The 18,490-nt window shown below is 67.1% G+C and carries 15 protein-coding genes; 10 read left to right on the forward strand and 5 right to left on the reverse strand.

Annotation, left to right across the window (positions count from 1 at the left end; genetic code table 11):
• Positions 1 to 26 precede the first annotated feature (26 nt).
• From ACILR9_RS13265 to ACILR9_RS13285, 5 genes are all read right to left on the reverse strand, one after another.
• On the reverse strand, positions 27 to 1,154 hold the full coding sequence (locus tag ACILR9_RS13265; RefSeq protein ID WP_395710409.1) for an amidohydrolase/deacetylase family metallohydrolase: 1,128 nt from the start codon (positions 1,152 to 1,154) through the stop codon (positions 27 to 29).
• A 38-nt stretch (positions 1,155 to 1,192) separates the two neighbouring features.
• On the reverse strand, positions 1,193 to 2,410 hold the full coding sequence (locus tag ACILR9_RS13270; protein WP_395710506.1) for a winged helix-turn-helix domain-containing protein: 1,218 nt from the start codon (positions 2,408 to 2,410) through the stop codon (positions 1,193 to 1,195).
• Positions 2,410 to 3,978, reverse strand: a complete 1,569-nt coding sequence (locus tag ACILR9_RS13275) for a GMC oxidoreductase (protein WP_395710410.1) — start codon at positions 3,976 to 3,978, stop codon at positions 2,410 to 2,412. Before ACILR9_RS13275 ends, ACILR9_RS13270 begins: the two co-directional genes overlap by 1 nt.
• 11 nt (positions 3,979 to 3,989) lie before the next feature.
• Positions 3,990 to 4,814 carry an aldo/keto reductase gene (locus ACILR9_RS13280; RefSeq protein ID WP_395710411.1) on the reverse strand — a complete coding sequence of 275 codons (825 nt, stop codon included), beginning with the start codon at positions 4,812 to 4,814 and terminating at the stop codon, positions 3,990 to 3,992.
• A gap of 208 nt (positions 4,815 to 5,022) precedes the next feature.
• Positions 5,023 to 6,399, reverse strand: coding sequence for an amidase (locus ACILR9_RS13285; protein ID WP_395710412.1), 1,377 nt, complete (start codon positions 6,397 to 6,399; stop codon positions 5,023 to 5,025).
• A gap of 55 nt (positions 6,400 to 6,454) precedes the next feature.
• On the opposite strand from ACILR9_RS13285, the gene ACILR9_RS13290 reads away from it, so the two are divergent.
• The 10 genes from ACILR9_RS13290 to ACILR9_RS13335 all read left to right on the forward strand — a co-directional run bounded on the left by ACILR9_RS13290 (position 6,455) and on the right by ACILR9_RS13335 (position 18,420).
• Entirely contained in the window at positions 6,455 to 7,111 is a 657-nt protein-coding gene (locus ACILR9_RS13290; protein ID WP_395710413.1) for a DUF2161 domain-containing phosphodiesterase, read from the forward strand.
• Positions 7,108 to 8,043 (forward strand): class I SAM-dependent methyltransferase, encoded by a 936-nt coding sequence (locus ACILR9_RS13295; RefSeq protein WP_395710414.1) that lies wholly within the window; start codon positions 7,108 to 7,110, stop codon positions 8,041 to 8,043. The genes ACILR9_RS13290 and ACILR9_RS13295 overlap by 4 nt, the downstream gene beginning before the upstream one ends.
• A gap of 139 nt (positions 8,044 to 8,182) precedes the next feature.
• Complete coding sequence (locus ACILR9_RS13300; protein WP_395710415.1) at positions 8,183 to 8,875, forward strand: hypothetical protein; 693 nt, start codon at positions 8,183 to 8,185, stop codon at positions 8,873 to 8,875.
• Positions 8,872 to 10,341: an O-antigen ligase family protein gene (locus tag ACILR9_RS13305; RefSeq protein WP_395710416.1), complete on the forward strand. Its 1,470-nt coding sequence runs from the start codon at positions 8,872 to 8,874 to the stop codon at positions 10,339 to 10,341. The genes ACILR9_RS13300 and ACILR9_RS13305 overlap by 4 nt, the downstream gene beginning before the upstream one ends.
• A gap of 218 nt (positions 10,342 to 10,559) precedes the next feature.
• Positions 10,560 to 11,819, forward strand: coding sequence for a sugar transferase (locus tag ACILR9_RS13310; protein WP_395710417.1), 1,260 nt, complete (start codon positions 10,560 to 10,562; stop codon positions 11,817 to 11,819).
• 234 nt (positions 11,820 to 12,053) lie between these two features.
• Positions 12,054 to 13,892 (forward strand): asparagine synthase (glutamine-hydrolyzing), encoded by a 1,839-nt coding sequence (gene asnB / locus ACILR9_RS13315; RefSeq protein ID WP_395710418.1) that lies wholly within the window; start codon positions 12,054 to 12,056, stop codon positions 13,890 to 13,892.
• Positions 13,893 to 13,899: 7 nt separating this feature from the next.
• Positions 13,900 to 15,000, forward strand: coding sequence for a glycosyltransferase family 4 protein (locus ACILR9_RS13320; RefSeq protein ID WP_395710419.1), 1,101 nt, complete (start codon positions 13,900 to 13,902; stop codon positions 14,998 to 15,000).
• 1 nt (position 15,001) lies between these two features.
• Positions 15,002 to 15,847, forward strand: coding sequence for an ABC transporter permease (locus ACILR9_RS13325; RefSeq protein ID WP_395710420.1), 846 nt, complete (start codon positions 15,002 to 15,004; stop codon positions 15,845 to 15,847).
• A 2-nt stretch (positions 15,848 to 15,849) separates the two neighbouring features.
• Positions 15,850 to 17,160, forward strand: a complete 1,311-nt coding sequence (locus ACILR9_RS13330) for an ABC transporter ATP-binding protein (protein WP_395710421.1) — start codon at positions 15,850 to 15,852, stop codon at positions 17,158 to 17,160.
• A 30-nt stretch (positions 17,161 to 17,190) separates the two neighbouring features.
• The gene (locus ACILR9_RS13335; protein WP_395710422.1) at positions 17,191 to 18,420 is read left to right on the forward strand and encodes a hypothetical protein; all 1,230 of its coding nucleotides are present in this window, start codon (positions 17,191 to 17,193) and stop codon (positions 18,418 to 18,420) included.
• Positions 18,421 to 18,490 lie beyond the last annotated feature (70 nt).

The raw sequence follows: 18,490 nt of genomic DNA on the forward strand, positions 1-18,490 counted from the left end.
TTTTGTCCGTAGGCAAATGCCGTTGGTCATGTCGGATGCCACCATTGGCCGGCCAGCACGACACCGGCCGACAACAGGCGCTTGTCACCCATCATGTGCTCGCCGATCGAATCGGCATAGTCGAAGGTGCCGCTCACCTGGTCGATCACGGTCGCCTCGCCGACGCTGCCGACCTTCAGGGTGCCGAGATCGGGGCGCTTGATCGCCGCGGCGGCATTGACAGTGGCGAGCTTGATCACCGTCGGCAAATCGACGCCGAGGCACAGGAACTTCGACATCGTGGTCAGCAGGTCGAACGCTGGTCCCTCGATTGAGATCACGTGCACGTCGGAGGAGATGACGTCGGGCAGGAACCCGGCCGCCAGCATGCCGCGCGTCGTGCCGAAGCCGAACGAGCCGCCGCCATGGCCGATGTCGAAGATCACGCCGCGCGCGCGGGCGGCCAGGATCTCGTCGCGCACCTTGCCGTCGGCGCGCACCGGCGCATTGGGGAAGGGGCGGAAGCAATGGGTGAGAATGTCGCCCGGCCGCAGCTGATCGACGACCTCGCGGCGCGACGGCGGCGGCGCATCGAGATGGGCCATCACCGGCAGGCCGACCTCCTCGGCGACGTCGAGGGCGATGTCGAGCGGCTTGACGCCGGAATCGCCGCTCGCCGAGCGGCCGACGCGCACCTTGATGCCGAGCACCAGGTCCTTGTGCTCGCGCGCCACGCGCACCGCCTCGCGCGGGTCGATCAGGCGCATGTCGCTGTTCTCGCCGACCATGACCGCCTTGGAGAAGGCGAAGATCCCGGGAAAGGACACGTTGAGATAGGGCAGGATGCGGACGGCGGAGGGCTCGATCACGTGCTTGCGGAAGCCGTGGAAGTTGCCCGGCCCGGCGCTGCCGGCATCGATGAAGGTGGTGACGCCGCCGGTGCGTGCGACCAGCTCGGCCTCGACGCCGAGCGAGGTGCCGCCCCAATAGACATGGGTGTGCAGGTCGATCAGCCCGGGCGCCACGATCTTGCCGCTGATGTCGCGCTCGGTGGCGCCGCTCAGCCCGCCGCCGATCGCCGAAACCTTGCCCTTGGCGAAGGCGATATCGGTCACCTTGTCGAGCGCCTGCGACGGGTCGACCACTCTTCCGTTCTTCAGCACCAGATCGTTCATCGCCCTACGCCATCCACTTGTTGGTTTGTTTCGCCGCCTTATCGCATCGTCGCCATGGCCTTCGCCAGCGCACCGGCGCGGGGCAGGGATACGTTTTCGAGGCCGAGCCAGTCGGCCATCAGGCGCAGCTCCTCGCGCAACGGTCCGGCAACGGCGCGGGCCTCCTGCCCGGCCTCGAGATGCAGCGCTGGGACCACCAATGTCGAGGTCGCCCGATCAGCCTTGAGGTCGACCCGGCCGACCAGCCGGTCGCCCAGCAGGAAGGGCAGCACGTAGTAGCCGTGCTTGCGCTTGGCCTGCGGCGTGTAGATCTCGATGCGATAGAAGAAATCGAAGATGCGCTCGGTTCGGTCACGCTCCCAGATCAGCGGATCGAACGGCGCCAGCAGGGCGCGGGCCTCCACGCGCCTCGGCTGACGCGCTGCGGGATCGAGGTACGCCGGGTAGGTCCAGCCCTCGACGTCGGCCGGCAGGAGGTCGCCGGCCTCGACCAGCTCGGCCAGGCGTGCCTTGGTGTCGGCGACCCCGAGGCGATAGTAGTCGCGCAGGTCGAATTCGGTCGCCACGCCCAGGGCGCGGGCCGACAGGCGCAGGAGCTCTCGCTGGGCTTCCTCGGCCGACGGGGTCGGCAGGGCGCGCACACGCTCCGGCAGCACGCGTTCGGTGAGATCGTAGACCCGCTCAAACGTGCCGCGGCGCGTCGCCGTGGTTACTTGGCCGGCGAAGAACAGCCATTCGACGGCGAGCTTGCCGTCGCTCCAGCCCCACCACGCGCCGCGGCCGGCACCGCCATTCGACAGCTCCGATGCGGCGATCGGGCCGCGATCGGCGATCTCGCGCAGGACCTCGTCGATATAGGCGGCCTTCTCGCGGCGGAACTGGTGCAGCTTGCCCTTGCCGTCGCCGGCATTCTCGGCCGCCCGTTGCATGCGCCAGCGCAGCAGGGGCTGGCTGTCGAGCGGCAGCAGCGAGGCTTCGTGAGCCCAGAACTCGAACAGGCCGCGCTGACTCTTGCGCCCCCAGGCCAGACGGTCGAGATGATCCGACTCGTAGTTGCCCAGGCGCGAGAACAGCGGCAGGTAGTGCGCGCGCGCCAGCACGTTCACCGAATCGATCTGCAGCAGCCCCAGCCGGTCGATGGTGCGCCTGACATGGCCTGCATTGACAGGGCCGTCGGGCCGGTCGGCGGCGAAGCCTTGGGCGGCGAGGGCGATCCGGCGGGCTGCCGCGGCGGAGAGCTTGGCTCGTCTGCGCATCATGTCAGTTCTGCTGGCCGCTCTGCCTTTACCAAGCGATCGACCAATCGCGCCGCCAGGGCAAGCAGCGTCAGCGTCGGATTGGAATGCGATGATGTCGGGAACACGGCGGCACTGCAGACGTGGAGGTTGGGGACTCCCCAGACCTGCAGCTGATCGTCGACGACACCGTCGCTTGGCGACGCGCTCATCCGCGCACCGCCCATGTGGTGGTTGACGTCGCTCAAATGGCTCTCGAAATCGGTCGCATCGGCTTGCAAAGCCTCGAACAGTCGCACGCGGCCGAGACCAAGTCTTTGGATTTCGTCGTCGAGGATCCGACAGAAGGCCAGGACGGTGTCCCAGGTCAGGTGCCCGATGCGCCAATGCAGGCGCGCCTTGCGCGCGCCGAAGCGGTCCCGCTCCTCGCCGAGGGCGATGTAGCTGTCGCGCGAGGGCTGCTGCTCGCACATCAGGGAAAGCTTGGCGGCAGCGCCCGGCTTGTAGATCAATCCAGTGCGCGCGAGCGCCCACAGGCCCGCGGCAAGCTGTCGGCTGCTGCTCACCATCTTCACGGCGCCCTCCATCCGCGGCTGCCGTACGAACGACCTTAGCTCGGAGAGCGGTCCGATTTCGTCACCATCGTAGAGCCACATCAGGCTGGCCGAGATGTTGAGCAGCCGGTTCGTGCGCTGCCAGTCGGCGCCGGCGCTGAGGCGCACGGAGAACCGGCGTCCGCCGCGCACGCGGGTGCCGAACACCTCTTGAAGCGTCCGCATGTCGGCTGACTCGACGTAACCGGCATCGAGGCAGGGATGTTCCATGAACGCCTTGCCGAGCCAACCCGAGGCGCTGCCCAGGCCGCCCGGCATCTGATGATCGTTGAGCAGCAGGATTCGGTTGGCCTCGATGCCGCCGCACGCCAGCACCAAGCTGTTGACCGGCATGGTCTGGCGCCGGCCGTGGAAGTCGCCGATCTCGATCGCCTGGACGCGGCCGCTGGTTGCCAGATCGATGCGCAGCAGATGGGCGTTGTAGAGCACGGTGACGTCGCGCTCGAGGGCCTGCCGGTGAAGCTTGTAGAAGTTCGGCTGCCGTGCCCACTTGGAATAGTGATAGTGCAGCAGCGCAGGATCGAACCCCGGATCGCGGCGATCGAGCAGCCCGAGAATGTCCGAATCGTAGTTGCGCTCATCGACACCCATGAAGCGGTTGGCGATGTCGTAGTAGGGCTGCAGCGTGTCGACGGAGATCGGCCAGCTGCTATGCTCGACCCAGTCGCGCGTCTCGAAATCGAGGCGGCCGAAGGGCAGGGACTGGCCACCCCAGGCCGTCGTCGTGCCGCCGATCGCGCGTTTGCGGTTCCACACCGCATTCGACATGGGCTTGGCGGTCTGCTCGATCTCGTTGAGGCTCTGCCTCTCGTCGTCCGGCTCGAAGTGGCCGCTCTCGATCACCATGACACGCCGGCCATGGCGCGCCAGCAGGACGGCGAGCAGGATGCCCGCTGCGCCCGCGCCGACAATGGTCACATCGAACGCCGCCCGATCGCCGTCGGACGACTGTGTGTTGGCGTCGATGAACGGCATGCTTCGCCGGGTTATGCCCGAAGAGCCCCGACATTGTCGCGGATATGCGCCAGGTTCGCCGAGGAGAACAGGACACGGCCCCTGGGATTGGCCGAGACACAGGCCGCCAGGGTGCGCGCCGCCGCGTTGCCGTCGCGGGCCACGCCGCGCAGGCAGCTATGGAAAATGTGGGTCATCGACGGAAACCGGTCAGGCAGCTCGGCATGCTGCGGCCAGGCCGGCCCGTACTCGTACTGCAGCACGTCCCAGTCGGCGAGCTCGCTCGGGGTGAGCGCAAGGGTGCGGCTGCCGCGCGCCGCCACGCCGAGCCGGCCGACCTTGCCGGCTTCCCGCAACTTCAGCAGGAAGTCGACGGCGGCCGGCTCGAGAGAGGACGGCAGCGCCTCGTGCAGCAGGTAGAGATCGATGGTGTCGATGCCGAGCGCACGCCGGCTGGCGTCGAACGATGCCTCGACCTCGGCCCGCCCGATGCGGCGGGGCGGTGGCTCTGCGTCGGCGGCGGATGGTGGATCACTTGCAGGCCGCGCGGCCGCCGGTGTGGGTCTGGACCGCAAACGGCGGCGCAGGGCATTGAGACCCATGGCGAGCTCAATCGGCAAGCGCGGCGCCTGCCCGGCCGGGAGGCCGAACTTGGTGGCGATGCTCACCTGCTGCCGCTTGCCGCGCAGAAAGTCGCCCAGCAGTCGCTCGGAGTAGCCGCGTCCGTAGACCGGTGCCGTATCGAAGTGGCGGATGCCGAGCTCGAGAACACCCTCCAGCAGGTCGCGCGCCCGGCGGGGACTGGCCAGGCCGGCAAGGGCGACACAGCCGAAGCCCAGGCGATCGATTCCGCTCACCGCTGCTCCCCTGCCGGGTTACGGCTATCGCGCTCTACAAAAAAGACCGTCATCCCGACCGGAGCCGAGCGCAGCGCGGCGTAGCGGAGGGACCTTTCTTGTAGCGACGTCGATAAGAAAGGTCCCTCGGCTGCGCCGCCTTTCGGGCGGCTTCGCTCGGGATGACGGAGAAAAGTGGCGTGCGGGCTTGCGCTGCCCACGGTGTTCGTCATGCGCCCAGCGCCGTCTCGGCCCGCTGCGCCATTGCCAGCAGTGGCCGGTCGTGCAGGCGCGGCGCGACGATCTGGAGGCCGACCGGCAGGCCATCGCGGCCGGTGCCGCACGGCACCGAGATCGCCGGCACGAGGGCCAGGTTGAACAGCGGCGTGAAGGCGGCGTGCCCGCGCGGGCCGACCGTCCTGTTCTCGATGGTCGGCGGATAGACCTGCTCGACCGGCCACGACACGCAGGCGGTTGTCGGGGTCAGCAGGTAATCGTAGTCGGTGAAGAACTGGGCGACGCTGCGGGCGCAGGCATCGGCGAAACGAAGGGCGGCAACCACCTCGGTTCCGCGAACCGCATGGCCGCGCTCGATCAGGGCGGCGACGTTGTCGCCGAACAGATCCTTGTCCCTGGCGTGGTGCTCGCCATAGAGCAGCGCGCTCGCTGCCGCATTGACCGCCGTGAAAGCGGTCTCTGACGTATCGGCCGGCCATGTGATGTCGGCCGCTTCGATCCGCCATCCGGCGGCGCGCAACTTTGCTACGGCCGCCTCGAACGCGGCCATGACATCGGCGTCCACCGCAACGTCGAGACCGAGCCGTGGGCTGACCGCGATTCGCGGGTTGGCGGGCGGAGCGGTGTTGAGCAGGGCGACGGAATGCGGATCGCGTCGATCGGGCCCGGCCATGACCTCGAAGGCGACCTTTGTGTCGGCGACGCTGCGGCCCATCGGCGCGGTGACGCCGTAGAGCGGGCCGTACGCCCCACCAAATCCGAACGGCGCGGGGATGGCGCCGGCCGATGTCTTGAAGCCGACGACACCGCAATGCGAGGCGGGACGCCGCCCCGAGCCACCGCCGTCCGTGCCGAGCGCAATCGGCGTGAAGCCCGCCGCCAGCGCTGCTGCGGCGCCGCCCGATGACCCGCCGGGCGTCAGGGACGGGCTGAGCGGGTGCCGGCTCGGTCCGTAGACCTTGTTCTCGGTGTGACCCTTGGCGGCCATCTCCGGCGTGTTGGTCATCCCGAGGAAGACGCCGCCCGCCTGCTTCAATCGCTCGACGGCCACGGCGTCGCGCGGCGGCTTGAAATCCTTCCACAGCAGCGAGCCGTTGGTGACGCGGCGTCCCTGGACCCAGGTCGTGTCCTTCACCGTGTAGGGCACGCCCAGGATCGGGCCGTCGAAGCCCTGTCGGCGGCGCGCGTCGACGGCGTCGGCGGCACTGCGGGCTTCCGCCGGGTCGAAATCGACGATGGCGGTCAAAGCCTGGTTGCGCGCCTCGACGCGGGCGATCGCGGCTTCGGCGACGTCGCGCGCCGTGGTCCTGCCCGAGCGCACGGCCTCGGCAATGGCGGCAGCGCCCTGGTCCAGCAGTTCCCTCGTCATTGGCTCCCCCATGCCCGACGCCGTCCGACATCGAGGCGTGCTACACTGTCCACACATGACGTTGGAGAGCGACCTCTATGCGCCGGTCAAGGCACTTCTCGAAGGACAGGGTTACGTCGTCAAGGGCGAGGTGCGCGGCTGTGACGTGGTCGCCGTGCGCGGCGACGAGCCGCCGGTGGTCGTGGAGCTGAAGCGGGCCTTCAGCCTTTCGCTCGTTTTCCAGGGAGTCGACCGGCTGGCCTTGTCGGAGCGGGTCTATCTCGCGGTCGGCAAATGGCCCAAGCCGATGAAGCCTGTCCGGAAGCTGTGCCGGCGGCTGGGGCTGGGCTTGCTGGTGGTCGACACCGGGCGGGCGGAGATCGTGCTCGATCCCGCGCCCTACCAGCCGCGCCTGAACAAGCACAAGAAGGGCCGCTTGCTGGGCGAGCATGCGCGGCGGGTCGGTGATCCGAACCTCGGCGGCTCGACGACGCGGATCCCGTTGATGACGGCGTACCGCCAGGAGGCGCTGCGCTGTGCCGGGTTGCTGGCCACCAATGGCCCGATGGCGCCCAAGGCAATGCGGGCCGCCGCCGATGTGCCGAACGCGACAAAAATCCTGCAGTCCGACTACTACGGCTGGTTCGAGCGTATCGAGCGCGGCGTTTACGGCATCACGCCAAAGGGCAGATCGGGGCTGGAGCAATTCAGCCGCAAGGATGGAACGACGTGAACGCCCGGGCCCTCAGGACGCTGGCCAAGAGCGGCTGGCATCGTTCGTTCCGCGTGCTGCAGCGTGCCGGCATCAATCTTCTTCCGGCGCACTTCTATTCCTGTGTTCCCGACCTCGATGACCTGGCGCGCCGCACCGACTGGCGCAAGCCGCGCAGCATGTACGGCATCGCCCATCGCGACATCGATGCCCAATTGTCGCTGCTCGGCGAATGGCTGGCGCCGCACAGCGAGCACCTCAGCCAGCATTCCATCCATGCCGAAGCGATCGTCGGCGGCGGCGGTGACGGCGGCTACGGCGAGATCGAAGCGGAAATCCTGTTCGCCTTCATCGCCGCCAACAAACCCGGCCGCATCATTCAGATCGGATGCGGGGTCAGCACGGCCGTCATGGTGATGGCGGCCGAAGCGGTCGGCCACAAGCCGGAGATCATCTGCGTCGAACCCTATCCAAGCTCCTACCTCAAGGAGGTGGAAGGGAGGGGCGTGATTCGTCTGGTCGCCCAGCCGGCCCAGCTCGTCGATCATCGGCAACTCGCGGCACTCGAGCCCGGCGACTTCCTGTTCATCGATTCCACGCATGCCGTAAAGCCGGGCAGCGAGGTGAACTATCTGGTCCATGAAGTGCTGCCGAGGCTCGGCAACGGCGTCTGGGTGCATTTTCACGACATCTACTTTCCCTACGACTACACGCGCGACGCCCTCGGCAACGATCTCTTCTTCCCGCAGGAAAGCACGCTTCTTTATGCCTTCTTGACCGGCAATGAGCGGTATCGCCTGGAAGTTTGCCTCAGCATGATCCACTACGCCGCCGCAGACAGGTTGCAAGGCCTGGTGCCGAAGTATCAGCCCAATGATCAGACAGACGGCCTGGCTGGCAGGAAAGGCAAGCATTTCCCGAGCTCGGCCTGGCTGCGTGTCGTCGGCGGATAGCGAGTCGGCCAGGCAGGGCAGCACTGGCGGAGCCACCGATGAACCGTGTTCTTACGTACTGTTTGAGTAAAATGGGGCAATGATCGCACGACCATCCTGGGCCGGGAGAGCCGCCGGTGACGCTCTCCCGTCAGTTCCGATGGCGTGGATCCTGCGGGCCATCCTCGGAGCCGGCAGCGCCGCCCTGCTGTACCTGGCATGGCCGGTGGCCGCAGGCGCCCTGGAGGCGCAAAAGGCCGACTCGGTAGTGTTCGAATTGCGCACGCGGCAACCCCTGAAGTTGCCGGCCGTGCTGGCGGCACTGCAGGCGCTGGATCGGGCGGTCGAAGCCGACCCGGTGGCTGGCCGGCGCCTCAAGCGGGCAGAGTTGCTGGCCGGCGCGGCCTTGGCGGCGAACCTGCCGGTGAGCAGCGAGCAACGCACGGCATGGCTGAAGAAGGCCGAATCGGACCTCGAATTCGGCCTCACCAACGATCCGGCGCGCGGCATCGCCTGGGCCCAGCTCGCGTCAGTTCGCCAGGCTCTCTACGGCGCGTCGGCAAAGGTCGTTGCTGCGCTTCTGATGTCGATCGAGACGGCGCCCATGCTCAACACCCTGTGGCCGCCCCGGCTCCAACTCATCCTCGACAATTGGCGATTCTTCACGCCGGAGGAACGCGAGCGGATCGTCTCTCATGTCGCTGCGACCTGGCGCCTGAGCAGCGACCGCCGCTGGTTTGCCGACGCCATCCACTCGCCGATCGACGAGCTTTTCCTGCGCCACGCCCTGGCTGACGATCAGAACGCTTGGGACGAGCTCCAGAAGCTCATCATGAACGCGAAGAAGAAATGAGCAGCGACATCGAGGAGACCGACAGACGCCGTCTGTCGGTGCTGGCGATGGCGCGGCAAGCCTGCGACTGGCTGGTCATGGCGGTACTGTTTGGCGTGATCGCCTTCTCGTCCATACCGATGGGCGCCAATCGCGACTGGGCGTGGGCGCCGATCGTCGTCGTCATCGGAGGGCTGGGACTTGCCATGGCGGCGGGCTTGGGGACGCGGTCGGGATTCGAGGTTGCCGAGGTCGAGCGCAGGCCCTTGTGGATTCTGCTCGCCCTGTTCGGTTTGTTCATCATGATCGTGCTGCTGCAGATGACCAGCTGGATGCCGGCGACCGCGGCAGCCTGGTTCTACGAAAGGGCGGCCCGCCTGCTCGGTGGGACGACCTCGTTCGTGCCGTCGTTGGCCATCGACCTGGAACGCAACAGCCTGCTCAAGGCCATGGCGTGCGGCGCCATCTTCCTGATGGTTCGTGCGCTTGGCCGACGCACCTTCCGCCCGCGGCTGTTCCTGATGTTCTTCATCGGCAGTGCCGTGCTCGTCATGATCTACGGTATCACGATGCAGGTCACGACCAACTCGTGCTACGTCGGCAGCTACCTCAAGAAGGACGGCGGCTACTCCTCCTTGACCGATGCCTGTGTGATGTCCGGCACCTTCGTGAACAGCAATTCGTTCGCCGCCTATCTTGGAATGGGCATCGTGGCGGCAGTCGCCTTGATCTTCGCGCCTCGCCGGCGGCCTCGCCTCGTGCCGCACGGCTACGAGGAAGTGGAGGGGGTAATCGCCTCGATCACGGGGTTTCGCCTGACCCTGCTCGCGATCTGCCTGTTCCTGCTGAGCGGAATCCTGATATCGGCGTCGCGGGCCGGCTTCGTTTCCACGCTGGTGGGTGTCGGCCTTGCTGTTGGCCTGCTGATGCGTGGTCGCTGGCGCTCACGGCCGGAGCTGATGCGGATGTTTCTGGCGGCGCTTGTACTGGTCCTTGTGGTCGGCCTGTTCGCCAGCGGCGCGCTGATCTCCAAGTCGATGAAGACGCACGAGGGAGGTAATCGCCTCGACATCTGGCTGGCCTCGCTGCACGCGCTCGGCGAATCGCCCTGGCTGGGCTGGGGACTGGGGAGTTTCGCCGACATCTACACGGTGCTTCAGCCGCCGGCGCTCACCCTGGCCAACGACCTCGCCCATTCGACCCCGCTCGAGATCCTGGTCGAGCTCGGTATCCCCGGTGGGCTCGTGGTCTTTGCCCTCGTGCTTCTACCCCTGGCGGTGTGTCTACGCGGTGCCCTGAGGGCGCCGCGTGGGCTGCGTTATCTTTCCGTCGCTGCCTTTGCGATGCCGGTCGTGCCGATTCTTCACTCTTTCATCGATTTCAGCCTCCAGATGCCGGCCATAGAGTTCGCCGTCAGCGCCATGTTGGCGATCGGCTGGTCAAGGGCCTTTGCAAGTCAGAATGGAAGGCAAAGGCAATTTACCTGACAAGATGCACTGAATTATGATCAGTTCGGGTGCAAATGTATGCCTTGGGAGGCATACGGTGGGTTTGGAAATTGCCTTTAGGAGAGGCATGACGGACGCTTTCATCGATGACTGCGCCAGTTGACGGCCGTGGGGAGCGACGATTGAGCGGTGCCGGTTTCTCCGGCGCGCTGTCTGCCCAGTCGCGCAGCCCTACGGCAGGGCATGTGCCTGCAGGCATGTCCACCATGCGCTCGGCGCCGCAGCGCTTCATCGAGACATGGGTCGACGCCGTCGTCGGCTTCTTGTTCTGCGTCGTGCTGCCGATCCCGATCTATGCCGTCGGTCAGCCGTTTTCGCGCGGTGTGCAGGGTGCCGAGCTCACCATCATCACAACGGCGCTCGCCTATTCGTTCGTCTGGTACTGTGCACGTCGGCTCGACGCCTTCCCGCGTGGTCCCCTGCAGGGCAATTTCGGCTACGTGGCGCCAGTGGCCGTTCTTACCTACGCATTGCTGGCTGCCGCACTGCTGCTGCTGAGGCTGGACTATTCGCGCGTGCAGTTCTTCGGCTCCGGTCTCCTGACCCTGTTGTGGATGGTGGGCGTATCCCAGCTCCGGGCGCGCTACCTGGTACGGGCTTATGCCGTCATTCCGAAGAGCTCGATCGCCGTCATGCCGAAGCTGGCAACCTGCCGCTGGCTTGACTTCGACCAGGCGCACCAGCAGCGCCTCGGCATTGATGCCATCGTGGCCGACCTGGGCGGCGAGCTGGAGAAGGGGCAGCTGGCGGCCCTGGCCGACGCCGCGCTCGCCGGCGTACCGGTGCTCGATCGGCGCTACATCCTCGAGTCGCTGACCGGACGCACGCCGCTCGGCGGGTTGACGCCCAATGAATTCGGGGCGCTGCTGCCGTCGCGGCAGTATCTCGTCATCCGCCGCCTCGTCGAGCTGCTCCTGACTGTGCTGTCCCTGCCGATCCTGCTGCCGGTGATGGTGGTCGTGGCGGTTGCCGTACGGGTCGACAGTCCTGGCCCGATCTTCTTCGTGCAGACCCGCATCGGCCGGCGCAGCAGGCCGTTCCGGATGATCAAGTTCCGCACCATGTATCATGGGGCCGGCGGGCCGAGCTTCACGACAGCGGCGGACAAGCGCATCACCAGGGTCGGCGCCTTCCTGCGGCGCAGCCGGCTCGACGAATTGCCGCAGCTGATCAACGTCTTCATCGGCGACATGAGCTGGGTCGGCCCGCGGCCGGAAGCGGCGACGCTCGAGGAACGCTACGTGCGCGATATCGAGCACTTTGCCCTGCGTGGCATCGTTCGGCCAGGCGTGACCGGCTGGGCCCAGATCAACCAAGGCTATGCCCATGAGGCTGACGAGATGCGGTCGAAACTGGAGTACGATCTCTATTATCTGAAGCATTGCTCGCTGTGGCTCGATCTCGTGATCGTCCTGCGTACCTTCGCCGTGGTTTTTCACGGAACCGGTGCGCGCTGACCACCCATGTTCCCCAGGGCATTCGCATGTGGGCGCTCTTTCATTCTCCTCCCCAGCTTTGCTGGGGAGGTGCCCCGTCATACGGGGCGGAGGGGTCATGGGCCTCAGTCCCACTGCTCATGACCCCTCCGTCGCCGATGACGGCGACACCTCCCCAGCGAAGCTGGGGAGGAGAGTGAAAGGCGCGCCAATGTGCGAATGCCCCGCCATGTTCCCTGACGCGCTTCGACGGCTATGTGCGGAATAGCCGGCGTCCACGCCTATCCGGGAACTGCCTCGCCGGTCGATCGCGGGGAGCTCCTGCGGATGAACGACCGCATGGCAGCGCGCGGGCCGGACGGCAGCGGCCTGTGGCTGAGCGACGACGGCCGCATGGGGTTTGCCCATCGTCGCCTCGCCATCATCGATCTCAGCGACAGCGGCGCCCAGCCGATGCACAGCGCCTGCGGCCGATTCAGCATCACCTTCAACGGCGAGATCTATAACTATCGCGAGCTGCGCGCCGAGCTGCAGTCGAAGGGCTACGCCTTTCGCGGCGGTTCGGATACCGAGGTCATGCTGCAACTCTATGCCGATTGCGGCGTCGAGATGGTCGGCAAGCTGCGCGGCATGTTCGCGTTCGGCCTGTGGGATGCCGAGAAGCGCATCCTGCTGCTGGCGCGCGATCCGCTGGGCATCAAGCCGCTGTACTGGGCCGACGACGGCTGGACGCTGCGCTTCGCCTCGCAGGCCAAGGCGCTGCTGGCCGGCGGCCAGCTCAAATGCCAGCCCGACCCGGCGGGCATCGTGGGCTTCCACCTGTTCGGCAGCGTGCCCGAGCCCTTCACCGTATGGCGTGGCATCCAGGCGTTGCCGGCCGGCACGACACTCACTGTCGATGCGTGCGGGCCCGGGGCCCCGCGGCGCTACTACGACGTCGCCTCGGCGCTTGCGGCACGCGCCGCCAAGGGCGAGAGCGCTGATGCCGATCCGCGCCGGCAGCTCGCCGAGGCGGTGCACGATTCGGTTCGTCACCATCTGGTGGCCGACGTGCCGGTCGCGGTCTTTCTTTCCGCCGGCCTCGATTCCGGCGCCTTGCTGGGGACGATGGCCGAGCTCGGCGCGCGCGATGTCTCTGCCGTGACGCTGGGGTTCAGCGAGTTCGAGGGGCTGGCTCACGACGAGGTGCCGTTGGCCGCGGGAATGGCCAGGCGCTACGGCGCCCGTCACATCGTGCGGACCATAGACCGGGCGGAATTCGAGCACGACCTGCCGGCGATCTTCGACGCCATGGATCTGCCGACCATCGACGGCATCAACACCTGGTTCGTCGCCAAGGCCGCCCGCGAGGTCGGCATCAAGGTCGCCCTGAGCGGGCTGGGAGCCGACGAGTGCTTCGGCGGCTATCCGTCGTTCGTCGACGTGCCCCGCAGCGTGCGCTGGGTTCAGCCTTTCTCCTGGCTGCCCGGCCTCGGCGTGCTGGCCCGCCATGGCCTGTCGACCCGGCTCGCCAAAGGTCTCGGGCTGCATCCCAAGATGGCCGGGATACTCGAGTATGGCGGCAGCTGGGCGGGCGCCTACCTGCTGCGCCGCAGCGTCTACATGCCCTGGGAGCTCGAGGATCTCCTCGAACCGACCCTGCTGCGCGAGGGCTTGCGACGGCTGGCGCCGCTCGGCGTCATCGCCGCCGAGCTACAGGCGGGTCGATTGCTCGACGCCTTCGACAAGGTCGCTGCGCTCGAGACGACGCTCTACATGCGCAATCAGCTGCTGCGCGACGCCGACTGGGCCGGCATGGCGCACGGCGTCGAGATACGCGTGCCTTACGTCGATCCGGTCTTTCTCGCCAGCCTGCCGGCGGGCAATGTTCTGGCGCGCCTCGATGCCAAGAAGGCGGTGGCCTCGGTGCCGGTCCCGCCGCTGCCCGCCGCTATCCAGAACAGGCCGAAGACCGGATTCGCCACGCCGGTCGGGCGTTGGCTGTGCGAGGCCACCGAGGCATCCGCAGGGCAGGGCGTCGACTTTTCCGTGGCCTCGCGGACCTGGGCCTTGCGCGTCTGGCGACATGGTTGGGCCGCGCCGGTGCCGGCATGAGATGGGAATGACGACCCGTATCCTGGCCCTGGTCACCGATGCCTACGGCATGCGGGGTGGCATCGCCCGCTACAATCGCGATCTGTTCGAGGCATTGGCGGCCGACGGTGCGGAGATCTTCGTGCTGCCCCGGCACGGCAGCGCCGAGGGGCTGACGTTGCCGACCGGCATCCGCCAGTTCCCGGCAGTGCTCGATCGACTGCGGTTCTGCCTGGCATCGCTCGGCGTTGCCTGGCGCTGCCGGCCGGTCGACGTGGTCTTCTGCGGGCATGTGTTCATGGCGCCGTTTGCGCGCCTGGTGGCGCGCCTGACAGGCGCGCACTATTGGCTCCAGGCGCATGGCGCCGAGGTGTGGACCGACCGCCGCGACATGGTGCGCCGGGCGATCGAGGCGGCCGACATGGTGAGCACGGTAAGCCGTGCGACGCGGCGGCTGTTGCTCGACTGGGTCGACCTCGCACCCGAGCGGGTGCGGGTCCTGCCCAACACGGTCGACGACCGATTCACGCCAGGCCCTCCGTGCGAGGCGCTGCGGAAGCGTCTGCGCCTGGGGCCCGGGCCGGTCTTGCTCACGGTCGGCCGCATCTCCTCGACCGAACGCTACAAGGGCCACGAGCAGATCTTTGCAGCTATGCCGATCCTGCGACGCCATTTTCCCGATCTCGTCCATGTCGTGGCCGGCGATGGCGACGATCGTGCGCGGCTGGAGCAGCGCGCCGCCGAGTTGACGGGCGACCGGCAAGCCGTGCGTTTCCTGGGTTACGCGCCGGAGGACGAGCTGCCCGATCTCTATCGCCTCGCCGATCTGTTCGTGATGCCGAGCTCGGACGAGGGGTTCGGCATCGTCTATCTCGAGGCGGCGGCCTGTGGCCTGCGCGTCGTCGGCGGAGCCGGGGGCGGCAGCGACGATGCGATCCCCGATGGCCGGGTGGGTGTCGTCGTTGATCCCAACGACCAGGCCGCCCTTGTCGAGGCCATCCTGCGCCTGCTCGAGCAGGGCAGGGTCGACCCGGCGGTAATTGAACCGTACCGCCGGCCGCATTTTGCTAAGGCCGCGGGCCTACTCCTTGCTCGCCTTCTGGCGCAGCCGCGTCGTATGAGGGGGTAGCATGAGCACGTCCCAAGCCGATTCGGTCCGGCGGCTGGTCCTCGAGGCGGGTGGCGCCGACCGCCAGTATTGGCTCGACCTGTGGCGCTATCGCGAGTTGTTCTTCATCCTCGCCTGGCGCGACGTTGCCGTGCGCTACAAGCAGACGGTGATCGGCATCGCCTGGGCGTTCCTGCGGCCGTTCCTCACCATGGTCGTGTTCACCGTGGTGTTCGGCCGGATCGCCAAGCTGCCGAGCGAGGCCGGGGCGCCCTATGCCGTCATGGTGTTTGCGGGCCTGCTGCCGTGGACCCTGTTCTCATCGGTGCTGGGCGACGCCGCCGCCAGCGTCATCGGCAACGGCCAGCTGGTCAGCAAGGTCTACTTTCCCCGCATGGTCATCCCGCTGGCGACCATGGTGGTCGCGCTGATCGATTTCCTCGTCAGCCTGGTGATCCTTGCCGGCCTGATGCTGTGGTACGCGGTGATCCCGGGTTGGCAGATTCTGCTGCTGCCGGTGTTCGTCGTGCTCACGCTGCTGGCCGCCCTTGGTCCGGCGATGTGGCTGGCGGCCATGATCGTGAAGTTCCGCGACTTCCGCTTCGTCGTTCCTTTCGTCATCCAGGTCGGGCTGTACGTCTCGCCGGTCGGCTTCTCGGCCACCCTGGTGCCCGACGACTGGAAGCTCCTCTACAATCTCAACCCGCTGGTCGGCATCATCGACGGCTTCCGCTGGTGCGTCCTGGGCGGCGACAGCCCGATATACCTGCCGGGCTTCGTGCTCAGCCTGGCTGTCATCGCTGTCATGCTGTGGTGGGGTACGCGGAGCTTCCGTCGCACCGAGCGCAGCTTTGCCGACCTGATCTGACCATGCCGGACACCGTCATCCGCGCCGAAGGGCTCGGCAAACGTTACCTGATCGGCCACCGCGTCCACCGCGAGGGCATCTTCGGCGAGGTCGTCATGCGCGGCGCCCGCAACATATGGCGCAAAGGCCTCGACCTGATGCGCGGCCAGAGCGTGATCGAAGGCGACGTCATCGAGGAATTCTGGGCCCTGCGCGACGTCAACTTCACCATCCGGCGGGGCGAGGTCATCGGCGTGATCGGCCACAACGGCGCCGGCAAGACGACGCTGCTGAAGATCCTGTCGCGCATCGTCGAGCCGACGCAGGGGCGGGTCGAGATCACCGGACGGGTCGCCAGCCTGCTCGAGGTGGGCACCGGGTTCCACCCGGAGCTCACCGGCCGGGAGAACATCTTCCTGAACGGTGCCATTCTCGGCATGAGCCAGCGCGAGGTGCGGGCGCGCATGGACGAGATCGTCGATTTCTCGGGCATCGAGAAATTCCTCGACACGCCGGTCAAGCGCTACTCGGTCGGCATGTATGCGCGACTGGCCTTCGCCGTCGCCGCCCATCTCGAGACCGAGGTCCTGTTCGTCGACGAGGTGCTGGCCGTCGGCGATGCGGAGTTCCAGGCGCGTTGCCTCAACCGGATGTCCAAGGTCGCCAATGCCGGCCGCACCGTGCTGTTCGTCAGCCACAACATGGCGGCGGTCAGCGCGCTCACGCGCCGGGCTCTGGTGTTCCGTGGCGGCACCCTGTCGTTCGACGGGGCGATCCAGGATGCCGTCGCTCACTATGCCGAGTCGCTGAGCCGCATGAGTGTCGAGCGAGATTGGGGCCGCGGCACCAATGCCACCTTGCTCGAGGCGTCGCTTCTCAATGCGGACGGCCTTCCGACCGACCGTTACGAGCCCGGTACGCCGCTCAGGCTTCGTGTCGCGATCGAGACCACCGGCATGCCCGGCATGTCCCTCGACGTGGTGCTGCGTGACGAGCACAATCTGCCGATCGCCTATTATTCCTCGAGCATCTTCAGCGCGATCTCGCTGCCGAGCGTGGCCGGCCGCTATGTGTGCACGCTTGGTCTTGCGCCGTATTTCCTGGCATCGGGCCAGTACTGCTTCGACTTGATGACCAACTATAACAAGTACCATGGCGATCATCGCGTCGACAACGCGGTCCGGTTCACCGTCGAGCTGTGCAGTCCCGATGGCATTCCGTTCGACTTCAACCAGAGCCTGGGCCAGGGTACGCACGCGATGCGGCTGAGCGCGCCGCTGCACTTCCAGCCCATGCCCGAGCCGGCCTCTGGCGGCGAAAAGCTGCGGGATTGATCGGTGCCCGAGCCGCGAAGGGTATGCATCGTGAGCCCCGGCAATCTCGCCTCGAACCCGCGGCTCTTCAAGGAGGCGGATGCACTGCATTCGGCCGGCTACGACGTGACCACCGTCGTAACCGACTTTTCCGAGTCGGTCCGGGCATTCGACGACGAGCTGGTGGCGCGCGCGTCGTGGCGCGTCGTCCGCATTGCCCGCCAACGCGGCCTGAATTTGCGCTCCGCGGCGAGCGCCCTGATCGCGCGGACCATGGGCGGAAGGGTTCCGGTCGGGCTGGCGTGTCGCGCGGCGGGAGGCGCGCCGGTCGGCGCCATGATGCGCTCTGTCCGCGCCGTCGAGGCCGACCTCTACGTCGCCCACTATGTCGCGGCCCTGCCGGCGGCGGCTGACGCCGCGCGTCGGCATGGCGCGCTGCTCGGTTTCGACGCCGAAGACTTTCATTCAGGCGAAGGCGTCGGAGGGGCCGGCGAGGACTTTCGCATGAAAATGGTGACTGCGGTCGAGCAGGCGACCCTGCCGCACTGCGCCTACAGCACCGCGGCATCCCCGCTGATTGGGCGCGCCTATGCCGAGCGCTATGGCCTCAGCCCCACCACGATCCTGAACGTCTTTCCGCTGGCCATGGCGCCGCGGCAGCCCAGGCCGCGCGAACGGGCGTCCGCCGAATTCAAGGCATACTGGTTCTCCCAAACGATCGGCCTTGATCGCGGCCTGCAGGCGTTCGTGCGGGCAATGGCTCTCACCAGGTGCCGCGTCACGCTCGACATTCGCGGCAGCAACCGATGGCGACACGGCGATACGCTGATGAAGCTGGCCGGCGAGCTCGGCATTGCCGACCGCGTGAGGCTCCTGCCGTTGGCTCCCCCTGGCGAGATGGTCAGGCTCGCGGCCGACTACGATCTCGGCCTGTCGTTGGAGACCGATATCAGCGAGAGCCGCAATTACTGCCTCACCAACAAGATCTTCAGCTACCTGCTGGCCGGCGTCCCGACAATGCTGAGCGACACGCCGGCGCAGCGCGCCCTGGCGCCCGATCTCGGCCGCGCAGCCACCGTCGTCTCGTTGGCTGACCCTGCGGCCATGGCATCCGCTCTGGACCTCATATGCGGCACGGAAGGCGCTCTCGAGGAAGCAATGGCGACGGCCTGGCGGCTGGGCCGCGAGCGTTACAACTGGGAGGTCGAGCAGCGGTTGCTGCTCGACGCCGTCGCCAATGCCTTCGAGGCTGCCCCGGCCGGCACGGCGAGGCGGCACTGATGGCGAACCAGCGCCCTTGCATCCGCAGGACTGTCGACCACGACTTTTTTCTACGTCATCCCGAGCGGAG

It is taken from the genome of Reyranella sp., from assembly GCF_044224635.1.
Classification (GTDB): domain Bacteria; phylum Pseudomonadota; class Alphaproteobacteria; order Reyranellales; family Reyranellaceae; genus Reyranella.

Excerpts from the sequence above, each read along its gene's own strand:
- ACILR9_RS13265 (WP_395710409.1), bottom strand. The coding sequence starts at position 1,154 with ATGAACGATCTGGTGCTGAAGAACGGAAGAGTGGTCGACCCGTCGCAG.
- ACILR9_RS13270 (WP_395710506.1), bottom strand. The coding sequence starts at position 2,410 with ATGCGCAGACGAGCCAAGCTCTCCGCCGCGGCAGCCCGCCGGATCGCC.
- ACILR9_RS13275 (WP_395710410.1), bottom strand. The coding sequence starts at position 3,978 with ATGCCGTTCATCGACGCCAACACACAGTCGTCCGACGGCGATCGGGCG.
- ACILR9_RS13285 (WP_395710412.1), bottom strand. The coding sequence starts at position 6,399 with ATGACGAGGGAACTGCTGGACCAGGGCGCTGCCGCCATTGCCGAGGCC.
- ACILR9_RS13290 (WP_395710413.1), top strand. The coding sequence starts at position 6,455 with ATGACGTTGGAGAGCGACCTCTATGCGCCGGTCAAGGCACTTCTCGAA.
- ACILR9_RS13300 (WP_395710415.1), top strand. The coding sequence starts at position 8,183 with ATGGCGTGGATCCTGCGGGCCATCCTCGGAGCCGGCAGCGCCGCCCTG.
- ACILR9_RS13305 (WP_395710416.1), top strand. The coding sequence starts at position 8,872 with ATGAGCAGCGACATCGAGGAGACCGACAGACGCCGTCTGTCGGTGCTG.
- ACILR9_RS13310 (WP_395710417.1), top strand. The coding sequence starts at position 10,560 with ATGTCCACCATGCGCTCGGCGCCGCAGCGCTTCATCGAGACATGGGTC.
- asnB (WP_395710418.1), top strand. The coding sequence starts at position 12,054 with ATGTGCGGAATAGCCGGCGTCCACGCCTATCCGGGAACTGCCTCGCCG.
- ACILR9_RS13320 (WP_395710419.1), top strand. The coding sequence starts at position 13,900 with ATGACGACCCGTATCCTGGCCCTGGTCACCGATGCCTACGGCATGCGG.
- ACILR9_RS13325 (WP_395710420.1), top strand. The coding sequence starts at position 15,002 with ATGAGCACGTCCCAAGCCGATTCGGTCCGGCGGCTGGTCCTCGAGGCG.
- ACILR9_RS13330 (WP_395710421.1), top strand. The coding sequence starts at position 15,850 with ATGCCGGACACCGTCATCCGCGCCGAAGGGCTCGGCAAACGTTACCTG.